General features: G+C 45.6%; 14 protein-coding genes. 8 read left to right on the forward strand and 6 right to left on the reverse strand.

What is annotated here, in order from left to right:
* Positions 1-89: 89 nt before the first annotated feature.
* Both RQP52_RS08440 and RQP52_RS08445 read right to left on the reverse strand, forming a co-directional pair.
* Positions 90-683, reverse strand: a complete 594-nt coding sequence (locus RQP52_RS08440; RefSeq protein WP_315950783.1) for a TetR/AcrR family transcriptional regulator — start codon at positions 681-683, stop codon at positions 90-92.
* A gap of 14 nt (positions 684-697) precedes the next feature.
* The gene (locus RQP52_RS08445; RefSeq protein ID WP_315950785.1) at positions 698-2,143 is read right to left on the reverse strand and encodes an FAD-dependent oxidoreductase; all 1,446 of its coding nucleotides are present in this window, start codon (positions 2,141-2,143) and stop codon (positions 698-700) included.
* A gap of 197 nt (positions 2,144-2,340) precedes the next feature.
* On the opposite strand from RQP52_RS08445, the gene RQP52_RS08450 reads away from it, so the two are divergent.
* From RQP52_RS08450 to RQP52_RS08475, 6 genes are all read left to right on the forward strand, one after another.
* On the forward strand, positions 2,341-4,098 hold the full coding sequence (locus RQP52_RS08450) for a sulfatase-like hydrolase/transferase (protein WP_315950787.1): 1,758 nt from the start codon (positions 2,341-2,343) through the stop codon (positions 4,096-4,098).
* Between the two features lie 81 nt (positions 4,099-4,179).
* A complete protein-coding gene (locus RQP52_RS08455; RefSeq protein WP_315950789.1) occupies positions 4,180-4,842 on the forward strand; it encodes a class I SAM-dependent methyltransferase in 663 nt (220 codons plus the stop codon).
* A gap of 12 nt (positions 4,843-4,854) precedes the next feature.
* The gene (locus RQP52_RS08460) at positions 4,855-5,460 is read left to right on the forward strand and encodes a class I SAM-dependent methyltransferase (RefSeq protein ID WP_315950791.1); all 606 of its coding nucleotides are present in this window, start codon (positions 4,855-4,857) and stop codon (positions 5,458-5,460) included.
* Between the two features lie 131 nt (positions 5,461-5,591).
* Positions 5,592-7,088, forward strand: a complete 1,497-nt coding sequence (locus tag RQP52_RS08465) for a spore germination protein (protein WP_379171955.1) — start codon at positions 5,592-5,594, stop codon at positions 7,086-7,088.
* 1 nt (position 7,089) lies between these two features.
* A complete protein-coding gene (locus RQP52_RS08470) occupies positions 7,090-8,247 on the forward strand; it encodes a Ger(x)C family spore germination protein (RefSeq protein ID WP_315950795.1) in 1,158 nt (385 codons plus the stop codon).
* 16 nt (positions 8,248-8,263) lie between these two features.
* Positions 8,264-9,367 (forward strand): GerAB/ArcD/ProY family transporter, encoded by a 1,104-nt coding sequence (locus RQP52_RS08475; protein WP_315950798.1) that lies wholly within the window; start codon positions 8,264-8,266, stop codon positions 9,365-9,367.
* Positions 9,368-9,533: 166 nt separating this feature from the next.
* Here RQP52_RS08475 and RQP52_RS08480 read toward each other — a convergent pair whose 3' ends face one another.
* A complete protein-coding gene (locus tag RQP52_RS08480) occupies positions 9,534-10,244 on the reverse strand; it encodes a metallophosphoesterase family protein (RefSeq protein WP_315950799.1) in 711 nt (236 codons plus the stop codon).
* Positions 10,245-10,584: 340 nt separating this feature from the next.
* On the opposite strand from RQP52_RS08480, the gene RQP52_RS08485 reads away from it, so the two are divergent.
* On the forward strand, positions 10,585-13,041 hold the full coding sequence (locus tag RQP52_RS08485) for an S-layer homology domain-containing protein (RefSeq protein WP_315950801.1): 2,457 nt from the start codon (positions 10,585-10,587) through the stop codon (positions 13,039-13,041).
* A 140-nt stretch (positions 13,042-13,181) separates the two neighbouring features.
* On the opposite strand, the gene RQP52_RS08490 is transcribed toward RQP52_RS08485, so the two are convergent.
* From RQP52_RS08490 to RQP52_RS08500, 3 genes are all read right to left on the reverse strand, one after another.
* Positions 13,182-14,144, reverse strand: a complete 963-nt coding sequence (locus tag RQP52_RS08490; RefSeq protein ID WP_315950803.1) for a hypothetical protein — start codon at positions 14,142-14,144, stop codon at positions 13,182-13,184.
* A 2-nt stretch (positions 14,145-14,146) separates the two neighbouring features.
* Entirely contained in the window at positions 14,147-15,211 is a 1,065-nt protein-coding gene (locus RQP52_RS08495) for an ABC transporter permease subunit (protein WP_315950805.1), read from the reverse strand.
* 128 nt (positions 15,212-15,339) lie between these two features.
* Positions 15,340-16,107: an SDR family NAD(P)-dependent oxidoreductase gene (locus RQP52_RS08500; RefSeq protein WP_315950807.1), complete on the reverse strand. Its 768-nt coding sequence runs from the start codon at positions 16,105-16,107 to the stop codon at positions 15,340-15,342.
* A gap of 248 nt (positions 16,108-16,355) precedes the next feature.
* On the opposite strand from RQP52_RS08500, the gene RQP52_RS08505 reads away from it, so the two are divergent.
* Positions 16,356-18,587, forward strand: a complete 2,232-nt coding sequence (locus tag RQP52_RS08505; RefSeq protein WP_315950809.1) for a helix-turn-helix domain-containing protein — start codon at positions 16,356-16,358, stop codon at positions 18,585-18,587.
* The last annotated feature ends 39 nt before the right edge of the window (positions 18,588-18,626 follow it).

The following is an 18,626-nucleotide window of genomic DNA, read 5'->3' on the forward strand; positions in this document are numbered from 1 at the left end:
TTTTTATGATTTCAACAAAAAAATGGGCTCTCTCAAAGTAGATTCTTCTACTTGGAAATAGCCCTTGCTTACCTTATCCTATTAATCTATTAAGGAGTAATCATTCTTAACAACACGTCAACTTTCGGAAGCTGGTAGCCTCCAATTTTCTGCACGTTCAGCACCATTAGACCGGAAAGGACCGATAAGTACGACGCAATCATTTCGTCCAAATCTCCCTCCGCAAGCTCACCGGCTTCCTGTCCTTCTCGGAACAAGGCACGCAGCTGCTTGACATAGTTATCCATGGAGTAGCGCTCCATTAACTCCACGACTTTCTCAGGCACTCCATCTGAAGTTCTCGCTTGATGTATAAGTAGAAAATAGTCCGTCCCGCCTTCATCCATCATGTCTTGCGTTAACGCTCTTATTTTATCAATCGGCGAGCCCGGCAGCTTGTAAACCATTTGCATAGCTTCATCCGATGCCAGCATGGCTTTTTCAACAAGCGTTGTGAAAAGCTCTTCTTTCGACGTAAAGTAATGATAGAGCAGACCATGGCTAATTTCGGCCTCAGCGGCAATCATGCTCATTTTCGTCCCAATAATCCCCCGTCTTGCAAAAACCTTAAGCGCAGCGCTCATGATTTGCTCTCTGCGTTCATCACGAATCTGAAGCTGTTGCTCTTCATTTAATGGAGACAAGACATCCTTCACTCCTAACTTGGAATCAATTTGATCAAAACTTCTTCTAATGGCAGCTCATATTCACTTAACAGATCGGCGAGTAATTGCTGCCCTTCCTCCGAAGATTCAAGAACCGACTTAACCATCTGTGGCTGAAACAACTCTTGCAGAGGCAACGATAATGAATTAACACCCCAGTACAAACCGAATAGTTTGAAATTATGATTCGCCGTACCCTCTCTCAGGATCAAATTCATATACCGGCTGCCAAATGCAATTCCCTTAAGCGGTTCTGAGCCAGCCTCGTATTCGACGCCATCCCACTGCAAATCCGCCGCACAGTTTAACCACCAAGCAGGTGTAATTGCTTTTTCTTGAAATGTACGTAAGACCTTTTGCTCAAAATGTGGTTCAGGATGATTTTGTTGCTCCTGAAGCATAGTGTCCAGCAGTTCCGCTTCTATGGCAGCAACCGTCATCCCTTGACCAAAAATAGGATCATAAATGCAGTATGCATCCCCCAATACTAACAATCCGTCCGGCCATCTGTCCATTTGGTCATAGTGGTGACGGTACAATTCAGGAACGCGAAAACCCTTAGGTGGGGTGATCGGTTCAAGCTCGCTCAGGATTTCTCCAATTAGGGAGCTAGGAAGCCCAGCGACCTCCCGCTCGAAATCTTCCGCATTCGTTGGCGGATACTTCCCGCCTGGGCGGTACAGCAGCACTTCAGCTACTTGATTTTCGATAAAGGAAAATACTCCTGTAAACGTTCCCTTTGCCGGTTGGCCCATGATGTTAATCACATCCCATTTCTCGATCAGATGCTTCATATGGGCAGGAACGTTATAGCGACGTGTACTATAACCAATAGCTGCTTTCATCCGATCAGGGGAAGGCACGTCATAGTTAAGTTCCTTCAGCCATTGCGTTAATTTGGACGAGCGGCCACTCGCATCCACGACAAGATCTGCCATGTAATCATGTTGGATGCCTGCTCCCCGCTGACGGACTTCTATGCCCGTAACAGCTTCATGATTCGGGCTCATATGCAGCCCAATGACATCATGCTCCGCTAGCAGTCGTACATTGGGAATCTTCCTTACACGATCACGTATCACCCACTCCAACACGGCACGGCTGAACTTCACATCATTCCGTTGGTAAGGTGCTTCCACGGTTCCATATTGATTCATCATATGAACGGTTTTATGAAGCGAGCTTGGTGAACCAAGCGCCACCAGTTCATCTTCGTAACCTGGAAAAAACTGCTCTGTAATCATTTTACCACGCTGTGTGAACCTATGGGGATGAAAACCGTGCGGAGCGCCATTCCGATCTGCGGGATGTTGCGGAAATGCATCCTTATCGACAAGCAGTACTTCTTCATAATACGATGAGAGGACTCTTGCCGTCATTAGACCTGTCATGCTGCCGCCGATCACGATAGCTTTGCCTGCTTTTTGCACAAAATTCATAACATTCACCTCTACAAAGTTTTTTGATTGACTAAATCAGTCAACGTTAGATTAAACCATTATTTTCCTTATGTCAATCATATAATTTCCTCATAAATTCTTCGCTGTGTTGGAAATATCTGCCATTGGATTCAGCATGGTAAACGTCTTCTCCGCATACAACTAGGTTTAGAACAGGTAAATTCGGAGGTGTATGTATGAGTAAAAAACCGAACTTCCTCCTGATCATTGTCGATGAGGAGCGGTATCCTCCAGCCTACGAAAGTCCGGAGATCTGCGCTTGGCGGCTCACGAATCTCCCTGCGCATGAACGGCTGCGTAAGAATAGCATAGAGCTACACCGCCATTATATTGGCAGTGCTGCCTGCTCTCCGAGCCGGACTACGATGTTTACCGGACATTATCCGTCCCTCCATGGTGTCTCGCAGACGAACGGCATCGCGAAGAGTGCTTTCGATTCCGATATGTTCTGGCTCCCGCCAAATACGGTGCCTACAATGGGCAACTATTTTCGCGAAGCCGGGTATCAAACGTATTACAAAGGTAAATGGCATATTTCCTATGAAGATATTCTGGTTCCAGGAACGCATACGGATATGCCCAGTTATGACCCAACTAGCGGTGTACCGGATCCAAAGCGGGAACAGCTTTATTTGTCCGCAGATCCGCTAAACGCCTTCGGCTTCTCCTCCTGGATCGGACCTGAACCACATGGCCGCAATCCCCATAACTCCGCTTCATCGTCAGCCACGGGCATGAGCGGCAGGGATGTCATGTATAGCGCAGAGACTGTTAAGTTGATTGAAGCACTGGACTATCAAAAAAGTGTAGAACCTGACACCAAGCCATGGCTCATCGTCGCCTCCTTCGTAAATCCGCATGATATTACACTTTATGGGATGCTAACCGCCAATCTGCCGAACATGTTCCATTTCCATGTTGATCCAATGCCAGAAGTCCCTCCTCCGCCAACGATTCATGAATCTTTACATACGAAACCAAGTTGTCAAGCCAGTTACAGAGATACTTATCCGAAAGCTTTGCAGCCTATTGGGAATGAGCCATTTTATCGAAAGCTGTATTATCAATTGCAAAAAAATGCCGACCATCAAATCATGAAAGTGTTAGATGCCCTAAGCCGCTCTTCTTTCGACGAGGATACCATCGTCATTTTCACTTCGGATCACGGCGAACTGCTAGGCGCCCATGGCCATTTGCGACAGAAAATGTACTGCGCCTATGAAGAAGTTCTGCATGTGCCTTTCTTCATTCACAATAGGCGGCTTTTCCCGCATAAACAAAGTTTTTCAGAGCTAACCTCCCATCTTGACCTGCTCCCTACCATGCTTGGTCTTGCGAATGCAGATATTCCTGCCATTGAAAACAGGCTGAAAAGCAGCTTCACAGAAGTTCGTCCCTTCGTTGGCCATGATTTAACACCATATTTGCTCAATCGCCCAGAGCACAAGGGAGCCGCTTATGCGAACGAACCGATTTATTTCATGACGGATGACTATATCACGCGAGGCCAACAACAATTTAATCCCTTAGGGCGTGCTTACAACTCTGTCATACAACCAAACCACATTGAGACCGTTATCGCCGATCTACCTGGGCACCGGGGACAACCGAGTCAAACATGGAAGTTTACCCGATACTTCGATAATGAACAGTTCTGGAGCGATCCCGGTGTACGCGATGTGACGATTCAGCTATTTGGCGAATTGTGTGCAGATTCTAATCAAACTACAAGTCAAGTTACATGCAAAACCGTTCCCGCTCCTGAGGAATATGAGTTGTACAACTTAACCGAAGATCCACTCGAAACGCGTAATCTCGCTCATCCTGTTTGGTCCAATTCACAAACGAAATATGTCCAATCCTATATGGCCCGCTTATTGGAGGAGCAACGGGGTCGCAAACGTTTGACACCAGAACCAATGAACCAAGAATAACACCTTCTAATGCCATCCAATTTAGCGTAGATATATAGTTTGCAGAATTGATTGCTTTGAGGAAAAAGGAGGTCTTCCAACATGTTTGATCCCCTGTTTCAAACCCGTTTTTTTATTCAGTCTGATCCTATGGAGCAAGAATTTCTTTACCGTTTACCCGACACTTGGTGGAGCCGGACCTATGAGTACGCGTGGTGCGCTTCCTTTATAGAAGATACCGACATCGCGTTGGATGCGGCTTGCGGGATCCCCCATCCTTTTAAATTTGTTCTCGGCCGTAGATGTAAGCAAGCCTATGCTTGCGATTGGGATTCGCGGGTGCTTTCAACCCAAAGCTTACTTGAGTCCATTCGTTCGGAGATTAATGAAGAGGCGGCAGAGATTGTACGAAAGGGAGATTACACGGAAACCATTCTAAGTCAAGCAAGCCTCACTCAACTTCCTTATGCCAATGACTTTTTTGATAAAATCTTCTGTATTTCGGTGCTCGAACATTTAAATCCGAATGATATGCTCCTGAGCTTGAATGAATTCAGCAGAACTTTAAAAGACGATGGACTGTTGATCCTCACACTTGACTATCCGACTGTTGACTTAAACATGTTTCAATCTATTGTCCACAATTCCGGTCTAGACTTCCTCTCCGAAACAAATTTCACTCTTCCTGCTGATGCGCTTCACACGGATTTATGGGGTGGATTGTATTGCTTCCGCGCTGTCCTAAAGAAAAGAGCATTGGATTGAGGAGGAATCGGGATGAGTTTTGATTATATTGACTTCTGGGACCAGAATTATAGGTTAGGAGGCGATTCCGGCAGCGGCTCCTATGGGTTATTGGCTGAATTCAAATCCCAAATAATCAATGATTTGATTCAAAAACATGCGATTTCCACCGTGATTGAATTTGGATGTGGGGATGGCAATCAGCTGCAAACAATGAATTATCCCCAATATTTAGGTTTAGATGTCGCGTTATCCTCAATAAACTTGTGCAAGGAAATCTATAAGGATGACAGTAGCAAAAGCTTCATGCTTTATAAGCCCGGCTATCTGATTAACCGCGGATTCTTCAGAGCGGATCTCGTTGTTTGCTTGGATGTGCTCTATCATATAACTGATGAAGAAGATTTTTGTACAACATTAAATGATTTGTTTCAATGTTCCAGCCGGTGGGTCGTCTTATATACGAAGATCACAACCGGATTAGAGCCTCAGGAGGTTCCTACGATCCTTGACCGGGATATTATTTCGTATTTATCCAAGCATTCTGATTTTAAAATGACTGAAATCATTCCGCAGCGCTATCCCCAGCTGTCTTCTTCCCATTTCATCCTAATGGAACGCGTTTCTCCTTCTCTCTGATATCGTGCATCTCAACGCATTCCTCCCGAATGAATAAGCCACTAATGCAGCTCCAGAATCGCATCTTCATCCAAAACCTTTGCATAGAAAAAACCATAAGAAGGATAATAAGGAAAAATTACTGGAGCTGCATGAGCTTGATATCCTCAAAAAATTCCGTTACCTATCCGCAGGATACCATCAGCACCGACTTGGCTGAGAACGAAGCGTTGCTTCACCAAGTATTCGCTCATTGTTTCGACATCGTCTTTCAACGGGTCGTTTTGTCTGACGAATGTACAATTCTCATGGTCTATGTCGATGGAATGATTGATAAGAACGTATTCACATCGCCTTTGTTTCAGTCATGGCTAGTGGAAAAATCCGGCGTCAGCGCCAAAGACACAGTCGACTATCCAATCTTGAAAGAGCATTTTGCGGTCGTACGTCCGCTTCGTAACGAATGCCGACTTAAGGAAATCGCCGAATCGATTCTGCAGGCTTACTTGGCTGTATTCATCGATGGTGAACCGGAAGCGATACTTCTGGAAACGGCCGCCTTGGAGCTGCGAGGAGTCGAGGAACCGGCGTCCGAGGTAAGTATTCGCGGTCCCAGAGAGAGTTTTACCGAAACACTTCAAGTCAATACGAGTCTCATTCGACGACGAATTCAAACCCCCATCCTGAAGTTTGAATCCGTCGTTCTCGGCACATTTTCCAAAACAAAAGTCGTCATCGCTTATGTGGAAGGACGAGCCCGTCCAGACTTGGTTGAACTGGTCAAACAGCGAATGTCCACCATCCGAATGGATATCGTGCTCGATTCCGGCTATATTGAAGAATTCATTGAAGATAAATCATTCACTCCTTTCCCTCAAGTCATGAATACGGAGCGGCCTGATATCGTGGCGGCTAATCTGATGGAGGGAAAAGTAGCGATTTTGACGGACGGATCACCGCAAGCCCTGCTTGTTCCGATGACGTTCTGGACGGCATTTCAAGCTGTCGAGGATTATTATGAGCGGTTTCTGTATTCCTCCCTGGTGAAGTGGTCCCGATTTATCCTGTTCTCCATTTCTTTGTACCTGCCTTCCTTATATGTCGCGATTACGACATTTCACCCGCAGCTGCTACCGTCAAACTTTTTGCTCAGCATAACGTCGGCTCGTGAAGGTGTTCCATTCCCAGCTGTTATTGAAGCGCTCTTAATGGAATTCTTGTTCGAAGGCTTGCGCGAGGCCGGTGTGCGGCTGCCGAAAGCTGTCGGCTCAGCCGTCAGTATCGTTGGTGCCTTGGTTATCGGGGAAGCTGCGGTAAGGGCGGGAATGGTCTCTGCCCCAATGGTCATCATAGTTTCCATAACGGGGATCGCGTCCTTCGCCATCCCCCGCTACAACATGAGCATCCCGTTCCGAATTCTTAGATTTCCGCTTCTTCTTATTTCCGGAGTTCTTGGCTTGTTCGGAGTTGCGATGGGAACGATCATCATCTTAATCCATATGGCTAGGCTTGAGTCGTTCGGAGTCGCTTATTTATCTCCGATCGCTCCTTTTCAACCCGACCAAATCAAGGATGTTCTTTTACGCGCTCCATGGCCAAAAATGACTTCACTTAAAGCTTTTATTCACAGAAAGCCTACACGGAGGTAATATGAGGAGCAAACGATATGCCTTGAAGCAAGCTCTCCTCCTCCTGCTTCTGGTCCCATTAACCGGATGCTGGGATCACAAAGAATTGAACGACCGCTTATTCGAATTGGGGTCTGGTGTTGATCGGCTCGATGAGGAAAAAGTATTACTGATCGGACAATTCATGAATCCGAAAAAGTCCGAAGAAGCAGGCGGCGGTGAGAAACAGTCTTACTTTATCGAGACTGGAACAGGTAAGACTGTGTCCGACTGCTTATTGGACATGCAGTTAAAACTATCGCGAAGAATAACCCGTGGACATCGCCAGAATATTTATATTGGCGAAAAGACGGCAATGATCGGCATTTCAAACGATATCGATTCGGTCACTCGGGATCCAGACAGCCGACTCAAATCGGATATATGGATTGTCAAGGGGGGAACCGCCCTTGAGTTTATGCGAATGTCCTATCAGCTGGAGAAAATGCCCGTCATTGCCCTTTCAAAGTTAAGACAAATTATTGGCAAGAGAACAGGTAATTCGTTACTAGAGTTATTAGTCGAGCAAAACGTTGAAGGAAGCGGTTCGACACTGCCTGCTGTCGAGATGTCATATGATTCGAAGCTCCAAAAAAAAACGTTGCATGTTTACGGCCGCGCGGTTCTTAACCGAAAACTGCAATTAGTCGGCTATTACGAAAGGTTGGAATCAGCTTATCGGTTATGGCTCACAGGTGAAACGGATCGTATGCCTGTCACTGTGTCCATGTCAAACGGAGAAGGATCGTACAGCGTTACGATCAGTCAATTGGGCAGCAAGGTGCGCACCGAAATCGAAGGCGAGCAAGTGGCAATTGGCGTTGAAGTGAAAGGAAATGCTGTTATAGTGGAGAGCACTGCAGCTGTCGATTTTCGAAATGATGAGATTCTGAGAACTTACGAAACCGAGTTGAACAATCATATCGAAAAGGCGATTTTGGACGTGATGCAGAAAGCACAAAAGCAGTTCAAAGTGGATGTTTTCCATTTTGGAAAAGCAATCTCCAGGCAGCATCCTGAAGCATGGGCAGAATTAAATTCCCACTGGGAGCAAGCATTTTCCGATGCCAAACTTACTGTTCATTCGAATGTGAAAATCAAGCGAATCGGACTTCAAGGGGCGCCTCCCAATAAAAGTTAACCCTAAGGAGCTTGAGATGAAGCTGACGAAATATCAATTGTTTTGGTTGTTATTTTCAATGGAGATGGGAATGACTTTGCTGATAACGATCAACCCGACATTCAAAATAGCCAGACAAGGCGCACCTCTGGCAACGCTCCTGGCTGGTGCTGCTTCCCTGATCATCACCTATATCGCGATCAAACTAAGCCTTCTTTACCCGGATCAAACATTTATCGAATATGTACCAAGAATTATCGGCAAATGGCTGGGCAAGGCAATCGTCTTCGCCTATCTGCTTATGTGGATCATCGTAGCTGGTATCATCCTTCGCCAATATGCTGATTTCGTACATTTGACCTTGTTCGTGACGACTCCTTTATGGGTCATCATCTTGTTCATGTTGTTGGTTATTGTCTACGCGGTGCACGGAGGCATTCATATCGTCGGGCGCTGCAGCGAAATCATCGGTCCGATCGTCATTTTTAACGTGTTATTGTACAGGCTTCTATCTATTAAAGATTTACGCATAGAGCGGCTGTTCCCCCTCTTGCCAACTACGGGTTGGATGCCTGTGTTAAAAGGGAGCATACCGACCATTTCCTTCTTGAGCGAATCGGTCATGATCGTGATGCTGATCGCTTTTCTTACAGAAAAAAAGAAGGCGGTTTCCTCTAGCTTGTGGGGTGTCGGCATTGCAGCTGTCATCATTGTGAGCACCACGATCGATGTGTTGCTGCTTATGGATAACACCCTTCCAGGCAAACTGCAGAACCCCATATATTCTTTCAGTCAATACATTTCCGTCTTGGAATTTATTCAAAATCTCGATAGTGTACTCGTCGTTGGCGTGAGTTTCACCGTTTTCGTTAAAGCATGCCTCTACATATTCATGGCCAGTTATGGAACGGCTCAATTGTTCCATATACGGAAATGGCGTTATCTGCTTTGGGTTGTCGGTACTCTCGTCTTCGTCATCGCCATATTCCCACGAAATGTGGACCAAGCCGAAGTAGCATTCCCTACTTTCTGGAAAAATGTGATACTTCCATGTTTCTTAATCGCTATCCCAGTGCTCTTATGGATGATCGGGACTGTCAAAAAACGCATGAAACGAATTGAACAGCCGAAAGCCCCCTGACGGGGGCTTTGCTTTTCACCGAGAAATTGATTGTAGCTGCGTGGGGTTGTCCATTTGCTGCCCAAGGTGCCATGAAATGCTTTCTCCACAAACGGCATAATTTCGAATCCACTCATCCGTCAGCATTTGTTGAACAATAAAACGCCATGCTGAGAATCTTTCAAACTTACTTCACCATGTAAACTTGCTGGCTTGGCAGTTCCAGACCATTTAACTGTCCGCCGTAAACGGCCCCGCCATCAATGCCAATAATTCGATTCATACCAAAGTAGACATTAAAGTTCTCAGTATCACCATGCAGTGTATCTGTAGAAGTGTGCCCGAAGACCACGATTTTTTTATCGGAATAACCGGTATGAAATTCATCGCGAATCCACATCAATGTATGCGGGTCCGTTTCGGAAATCGGAGTTCCGGGCTGTACACCGGCATGTACAAAGATATAGTCATCCGTTTCGATATAGTGTTCCAGATTCGTTATGAATGCCAGGTGTTGGGATAAAATCTCCGATTGCACCGTTGGTTTGATGAACGTCTCTGCGTTGTCATCGACTGCGAAATCAGCTTCCGTAAACCCATAGCTTCTAAGCGTCATATCGCCGCCATTGATTTGCGCCCAACGTCTCCAAGCACGCTCTTCCGGCGTCGTTAATGCTTTAATCATTAGGTCCTCGTGGTTACCCTTGAGTACGAGCGCTCCCGCTTCTTTTAAAGCGATCACCTTTTCAATGACTCCTCTGGCATTCGGACCACGATCCACATAATCGCCAAGCAAGATCAGTTGATCCTCTTCCGGATGATAGCGTGCAGTTTCCAGTAAACGTTCGAATTTCTCAAGTTCTCCGTGAATATCGCTAATGACAAGCATTCTTTTCATCTCGTTCTCCTCCTGATGACTGATGTCTGGTTTCAATTTTACTAGTATAAAATGAAAAGCTCTTATCTGCAATTACGGAATCTAGGCGCCTTAAGCCCTTAGAAAAGGTTGATTCAGCCTACTATTTCAGTTGAAATCGCTTACAACTTCTTAGTCCATCTTACTATAATTTCTATGTAAGCTTGTAAGTATTTTAGAAAGGGGCGGATAGGATCGTATATCTAAAAAGTGTACCAAAAACGAATTGTCTAAGATCAAGGTTATGCAATCGTATTGAAATTATGGGATAAGAAGGTGTGCGTGAATGAAGCGGCTTATATCATTATTATCTTTCGTCCTCATGAGCTTAACTTTAATCCCGGTAATCCATGCGGCGAATGACGCCGTTCCTGGAAACCGAACTACAATGGTACAACAATCAGAGAAATTTCATGATTTAAGTGATTTACCGCAGGATATCCTAGACAAATTTGACGTTTTGATTCGAGAAAATGTGTTTGATGGCGTCTCGGACCATACGTTTGGATTAAACGAGAAAATGAATCGGGCTCAGTTTGCCAAGGTTGCTGCGATGATCTTTGCACTGCCGATTCCTACAACGGCTATACAATCGTCGTTTGCCGATGTGCATGAGGATGACCCAGCTAACGGGTATGCCCTTCCTTACATTGAAGCATTAAAAACAGCCGGACTGACGAACGGAGCCGACGAGAGTGGCAAGCTTTACAACCCGGCGGGTCAAGTAACCCGTCAAGAGCTGGCAGCGTTCTTGGTCCGCGGGTTGAAGTGGCAAGTTTCCGAGGTCACACCAACGACGGACATGACCGTAGACGACTGGGCGAAAGGATATGTCACGTTGGCGATTCAGAACAAGCTTATGACGAACATAGCCGTTGGAAGCTTCGGAGGTAAAGCCCCCTCCACGCGTAAGACACTAGCGCTAGCCAGCTTTGAAGCGCGACATGCTTTCCAGACGCATACGATACCTGCTCCCAGCAGTCAAACCGCTGTGGAGAGCTTACCTCCTGGCATTACCGTGCTGCCAACAAAGATTGAGCTGGATGAAACCGTTCAACTCAGCGTTGGGGATAACTATTATGACGCCAATGGAAAAATTTCAACAACGGGGCAATCGCCGGTGATCGGCCTGAAAGTGACCGGACCGGACAAATACGAGTTTACCCTGAGCCAAATTGAAACGCTATATAGCAGTGGTTACTTGGATATCTCCGCTTCAGGCGGCCTTGTACTCGATAACCCGGTAATCGGTCAAAGCTATGCCGGACTAGGTAAAATTGTCGTTAAGCAGGTCAAGTCTGAAGGAGAAGCTTCCATCACGGCTAGCCTTACTCATATTGGTGATGCAACAGCGAGTAAGACTTATAAGATCGCACCGATGCGTATTCCCACAAGCATTGAAGTCAATACCAAGGAGATGGTTGTACTCGCAGAGAATGAACAGCCACAAGGATTCGTTTTTACAATTAAAGACCAATATGGAAAAGCATTTAATGCGGCTTCTGCGCTCGATCATATTCCGTACATGATCAAATATAAGCTCGAAAGGGTTTCCGGTGAACCTAGTTTGCAAAGTGCCGGGGGCATTTTTGACATTCCTTGGAATGAGGAAAGCTCCACCAGCTCCACCGACACGGACAATCACGTCCTAACATGGCAGCTGCCTATAGACAAAAGCGGTGATTTGAATAAATTTATGTTCAAACCAACCCAGAAAGCGGTAAGTCCAGATGGCTCGCATTATACAATCACAGCAAGCGTAATTAATAAAAACACCGATGAGTCGATAGCCTCGTCAACTTCAAATTTAGCGATTTACAACTGGAAGGATTACGATCCCTTCATGAAGTACGAGCTGGATATGCTGGATGATCATTTTGCAGCAGGTAAATATTTGTTCGGGCGAAATTTAATCAGCAGTGAGAATGATGTTGCAGCTATGAATTCGAAATATGCTTACTATGGCAAAGAAATCAACATTATCGCAACGGATGACAAGAACAGAAGAATCGATATTACGAAGGTACTCAAAGACGAAAAAGGCAAGGCGATTTCGATCATTCAACAACTCTCTGCCGATGCAAACGATTCTATCCTGGCTGCTCCAAGCGTAAATACATCAGGGATTCCCGTGTATAAGGCGTACGGCATCCAGCCGACGGAATTATTTAACGTTAACGTAACGTTTTACACGCCAAGCGGTTCCAAAACATTAACTAAACAACAAGTGACCGTCGATTATGCCGAGCCGGTAGCCAAGGCCGTGGCGTTGAAAAATACGACACTTCAATTCGACTTGAATACCGTATATACCATCCTCAAGGCGGACGGAAAATCGGAACAAATCACAGGCTCCGACTATCTCGCAAGTAACCCGTACGTGTGGGATTTTTTAAAATTTAGTGACAATAATGGTCAGAGTGTGAAAACCGAAAGCGGCTTCTTTAAATATTTTATCCAGGCGACGGATCAATTCGGTTACAAATATCAGAATACCAGTGATGGCCAACTCGCGGATTTCATCCATAACCTCGATATCCTGAAAGTTCAAATTACCATTGATACGGATAACAAATATCCGCCGAAATGGAGTGTAAAAGACGAGGCATTGAAGGACAAAATATGGATTGATGACCAGTTCCGGCTTCATTATGAGCCTGCTGCCCGAAACGCCGATGGATCATTCGACTATTCGAAGAAAAATTTGCAAAGCTTCAGCATCGAGCTTATTACCCCTTCCATGCAGCGGTCATGGTGCACCGTTACGTTAGGTAATTAAGGTATACCTGCGTACTAAAGACTAACATCACTAAGGCTTTACTAAAGGAACTGGAGTCCGCTATTTAAAGAAAATGAGCCATTTCCTCGATGAGCGGAACTACAGGGGCTTATTAGTCCTCCACAGAGAAATAGCGGACTCTAGTTTCCTTTATTCTGTTTCTTGAATTGATACAGGAAAAATTGCAAAGAAAGAATCAGCAAAGCGAACGCAATTCCTGATTCTATGACGATGTAAGGATAAACTTGGATATACTTAGCCCCGTAAGCAATCATCGCGGTCCACTCACCTGTTTTCGTCAAATAGATAAGATACGGCACTTCCCCAGGCACTAGCTTATCTACCATCACCAACGTTTCTGAACCTCCAATAATAAGATTGAAAATCGCCAACTGTCCCATAAGGAAAAGCACAAGGATAAATTCGCTTATCGCCATAAATAGCAACTCAAGTCGCATGTTGGTAACGATATGCCTTAAGATTCTATGAAAAGCTGTGCCGCCCATTAATCGGGATGCATCGACATAGGGTTTTCGATTGTAGAAGCGAGCTCTTTCGGCAATTTGATAAGCCAAAGGAAAGACGCCCAGAACGGTCACCATGACGAAAAAAACGATCGTAAACAGCTGAAAATCATGCGGATTCGCTTTATCAATCTCATTTAAGCCAAGTCCGAAGAATAAGCCTGATAGCGGCGGATATACAAACAAAAACACCGGCACGGCCGAGATGACCCATTGCATGACCCGCAGCCCCTCGGCTCCCCTGCCCGTCGTCCCCGACCACATGCCAAGCGGAATAGCAAACATAAATCTGAAAGCCGTTAATAGTCCGGCATTCACCAAGGTGTATTTCAAGCCATTCAGGAGCAAACTCAGCATATCAAATCCCCTGTGGTCGGTTCCTAGCAGATAAGTGGCATTCGGTGAGTAGGGTGGTGTTTTGCCAATCATTTTGCCATGGATGATTTCCGTTATCAAGACGACTTTATCAGCGTTCGCAAGCCCATGAGGCTTCAGCATCCCGCCGAATATCGCTAATAAAACGATGAATACGATAACTGCGCAAGCAAAATAGAACGACTTCGTGGATTTCTTTTTCATGGTCATGCCCCCTCCCTGCTCTGCAAGACAAAGAACTTGCCGAGCATCGCATACAGGATGTGAAAAAGAATGGCCAAAATCGTCAGCACAATGCAAAAAATCGGTGTTGCGCTTATGTTTTGCATTCTTGGACTAACAATGTAGCCGCCGAGCCCAAGAATATCGCACATCGCTTCCGCCACCGCCATGCTTGCTAACGCCAAAGTCGTCGCTTTGGGCAGCACAGTCAGCAGGTCAACCATGATGTTCCGCCAGATGTGCTGAAGAAGAACTTCCCGCCATGCCAAGCCTTTGGCTAGCGCCGTCCTGATGTATTCCTGCGTCATCTCGCGTTCAATCGCCAATCGCAAAGTACCGTAAATCAAGACCCCAGGAATTAATGCAATTGCAAGAAAAGGGATTAAAAGCGGAATATGATTGCCGTATTGCGCGACTAGGATAACATTTCTCCCAGTCATTCGAGTCAAGTAAATGGATATAAGCTGTAAGAGAACAATGAACAGAAAGTCCGGAAGCCCGCTCAATAGCGCGTGTATTGAATCTATGAATCTTCCTATCGCCCGCCACATCGAAGCCAGAAGCGATAGCCAAACGGATAACAACACACCTGCGATTAGACCCGGTATTAGGTAAGTGCACGTGCGGACGATTGAATCCTTAATTATACTTTTAACTGAAATCTCATAATCTCCAGTGCGAATCAAACCCAAATCACCATGCGAGTAGTCTTGTAAGAGTTCTTTAAGGGAAAACAAATAATAGCGAAATGAAATTTCTGTCTTCTCCAGCGGTATGGCTTTAGGTTGATACACACCGGTCAGTGCCGCGGCCAGCTTTCTATATGCATCGACTTTGCCGTAAGGAATAGCTATTATCCTTTTATTCGCATCAACAATTTTGCTTTCAGGAAGCTGCGAGATTACATGCTCGAGGGTCGTTTCAGAGCCGATGCCAAGCTGCAGCCTGTCGGGTTCCTCATGGATGAAGACTTTGCTGCTATTACTCATCAGGAAAACGGCTGCTATTGTAAAGAGGCTAAGCAATCCCCACTTCAAAATAATTTTCATGATGTCCAAACTCCTGAGCACCTATATTTTTGACACTAATAAGACAATTGGCGGCTTCCATCCGTGACATAACCCCCAAGCATGAACAAACGGCAGCCTCAATAACACAGGCCGCCGTTTCTTTTCTTTCAACGATATATAGGTGCCCCCAACGGTGCTGAACGCGCTCCCCCATCGACAGTAATTTCCGCTCCCTGTACGAAGGAGGATTCATCGGAAGCCAGGAACAATACCGCGTTGGCTATCTCCTCCGGATCACCCATTCGGTTCAACGGAATGGTTCGCGCCTGAGCACCCTCAAGCTTCGCGGTTTCTTCCGGCGTCGATTTCTTCCAGATCGGCGTGCGAGTTGCCCCTGGTACCACCGTGTTGACGCGAATACCCCGCGGCGACAACTCGGTGACCAACACTCTTGCCATACTGCTGATCGCACCCTTACTCGCCGCATAAGCAGCCCTTCCAGGCGCGCCGTCCGTTGCGCGTGTTGAGCCGGTCAAAATAACCGAAGCCCCTTCCTTCAAATACGGCAAAGCGGATTGTACCGTGAAGAAGGAGCCTGTCACGTTAATTTTGAGAACTTCATCGAAAACGGAAAATTCTGTGCTGCCTAATGGCGTAGCTGACGAAATGCCGGCATTCGCGTATACGATGTCTAGTCCTCCGAAAGTAGCGACGGCTTGGGACAGCGCTTTGTCCATGCTTGCCGGATCCGTTGCATCCGCTTGAAAGGCCAGGACACTCGGTCCAAGTTCTTGGGCCACTTCGTTTAGCGTGGTTTGATTGCGGCCTGTAATCACGACCTTTGCACCTTCTGCAATGAACAGTTTTGTGGTTGTCAATCCTATCCCGCTATTACCTCCTGTAATTAATGCCACTTTGCCATCAAGTTTTCCCATTTCACTTCTCCTTTGTCTACCCCTTTAATCCGATATGGAAATCGATTCGTAACTTATCTTCAGAATTTAATATTGTGTAAAATTCCCCAATTCATTCATTGGACAGTCTTGAGATGTCATCAATCGGATTCACGAATACAAGCATGATCCGCGATGATTTGGCATATAACGTACGACAGTGAGCGCACTACAACGTGGTAGAAGCGTTATTTACGGGGCATTATGTATTAATTTTGAGGAGCGTTAGTATGACAAAACCTTGGTTTTATCGACTTTTATTCTCGTATTTGCCTGTATTTTTTATGATCACTTCTGTCCTCATTGTGCTTATTATTCTTTCCATCAGCCACTTGTCCAAAAGAGAAGCTGAAAATGCAAATCAAACCTATGCTTTACATATCATGCAGTCCGTGGATTATACCTTGAAAACAATCGATGAATATGTCATTAAAGAACTGCAGACTAACCAGCGGATGGACCAGTTCTTTGATAACAAATTGGAGGGAAACCCTTACTACTCCGCCTACGAAGTTACAGAATTAATTCGAGGAATGATGAATTACAACAAGTTCATTGATTCCGTTTATTTTTACCGGGCTTCTGATCAAATGGTGATTAGTCCCAACACGATGATAGCGGCAGACCGCTTCGGAGATAAAACGTTTATCGATGAAATGATCAAAAGCCCTTCGCAATATGAACTGACAAACCAGCGGCAGTTTAAAGAATTTACCGAGATGGATCAACGTAAGGTCGTCATTTCGCTAGTCCGAAAGTTTCCTCTTTTATCGGGGCAAAAAGGCATCATTGTAGTCAACATCAGTATGGATGCTATTGTAGGCATGATCCGAGATATGTCCAATTCAAAAATCAGTTTCATCCAAGTCTTTGATCCCGCAGGCAATCAGCTGTTGGCTTCCGGAAATGCACAAGAGATTACAGAACCTAAGCTTAGAGGGTCTGAACTGACCCGCATCCATTCCAACTATACGAACTGGGAATACCGCAGTGGGCTTAATGATCGGTATTTGTATACCTTCACCTCTGTTTTCTCCTATGTCTGGATCGGATTGGGACTGGTTATGGTTGTTCTTGGCGGTATCTGGATGACCTATGTGACCCATCGTAATTACCGGCCCATTCAATTAATTATGTCTCGCATTCATGCCATCTCCGACCTGCAATCGATGAGTATTGAGGGTAAGAAAAAAGATGAATTCCAGTATATTGATCGAGCCATCAGCAACCTCATGGAATTATCCAGCCGTTATGAGAAGCAGCACGAGGAAGATATCGTATTCAGGCGGAGGCACTTTTTCAAAGAGTGGCTGGAAGGCAACCGGACGGTCGAATATGATGACTGGAAAGCCGAGATGAATCGACTGCACTTGCCTACCGGCTTCGGTCAGCTTACTGCGGCCGTTATTGAAATGGATAAATATATGGAGTTATGCCGTATGTTTTCTCAGAAGGATCAAGAATTGCTCAAATTTGTACTAAGCCGCGTCGTTTATGAAACAGCTGAATCGCAGGGCCTCACGGTATGGGCGGAATGGATGGCTTCCCACAGGCTAAGTGTTGTGATATTTACCGATGAGAATGTTAAAAACAGTGAGAAGCAAGCAGCTAATTTATGTGAAAATATTCGCTACTGGGTCGAACAGCATCTGCATTTTCGCATTACGCTGGGTGTCGGACATGTGGTCGGACAAGTACAGGAACTGGTTCATTCCTATGAAGCTGCCACCCACGTGCTCCGCTTTAAATCAACCTTAGGGACGAATCGAGTTCTATATCACTGGGAAGTTGAAGCTTCCACAGAGAAGGAAATGTATAAGCACCTGCCTTTGATCAAATCGCTGGCTCAATCGTTTCGTTTGGGGGACGAGGGTTGGAAGCCGGCTTTGGAACAATTTTTCACGGAATTAAAGATCGGATTATTGTCCTACGATGAAATTCGGAACCTTATGAATTACTTTGCTTATCATTTGCACCGGGAGATGATCGAACTCTCAACTGAGCTGCAGGAGTCCTTGCAAAGTGCACTGCCTCAGCTCAATGACGCTACCCAACAGTTCGATACGATTGAAGAACTATACGCCAGTTGTTTTCATTTATTAGATCAAGCCTCTAAGAGAATGGCTGATATTCGAGAAGTCAGAAGCAGTCATGCCGTCATGCGCCAAATCCGCAGTTATGTGGAGACTCATTATGCAGATCCTGAGTTGTCGCTTACCTCGCTAAGTGAGCAATTTCAGCTGCATGCCTCACAGATCAGCCGTGCATTCAAAGAGGAATTTGGGGAGAAGTTCGTCGATTATCTCGTAAAAATCCGGATGGAACAAGCGCAGCATTTGCTCCAAATCAGTCGCTACTCCGTCCAGGAGATCGGAGTTCAAGTCGGATACACGCATGCCATTTCGTTTATTCGCGCTTTCAAGAAATATACGGGCGTTACGCCTGGCGATTACCGGAAGTAGGCGTTGCAATGCCATTTTATCAAGAAATGTCTATCGTTA

This window comes from Paenibacillus violae (assembly GCF_032461945.1).
Classification (GTDB): Bacteria; Bacillota; Bacilli; order Paenibacillales; family NBRC-103111; genus Paenibacillus_E; species Paenibacillus_E violae.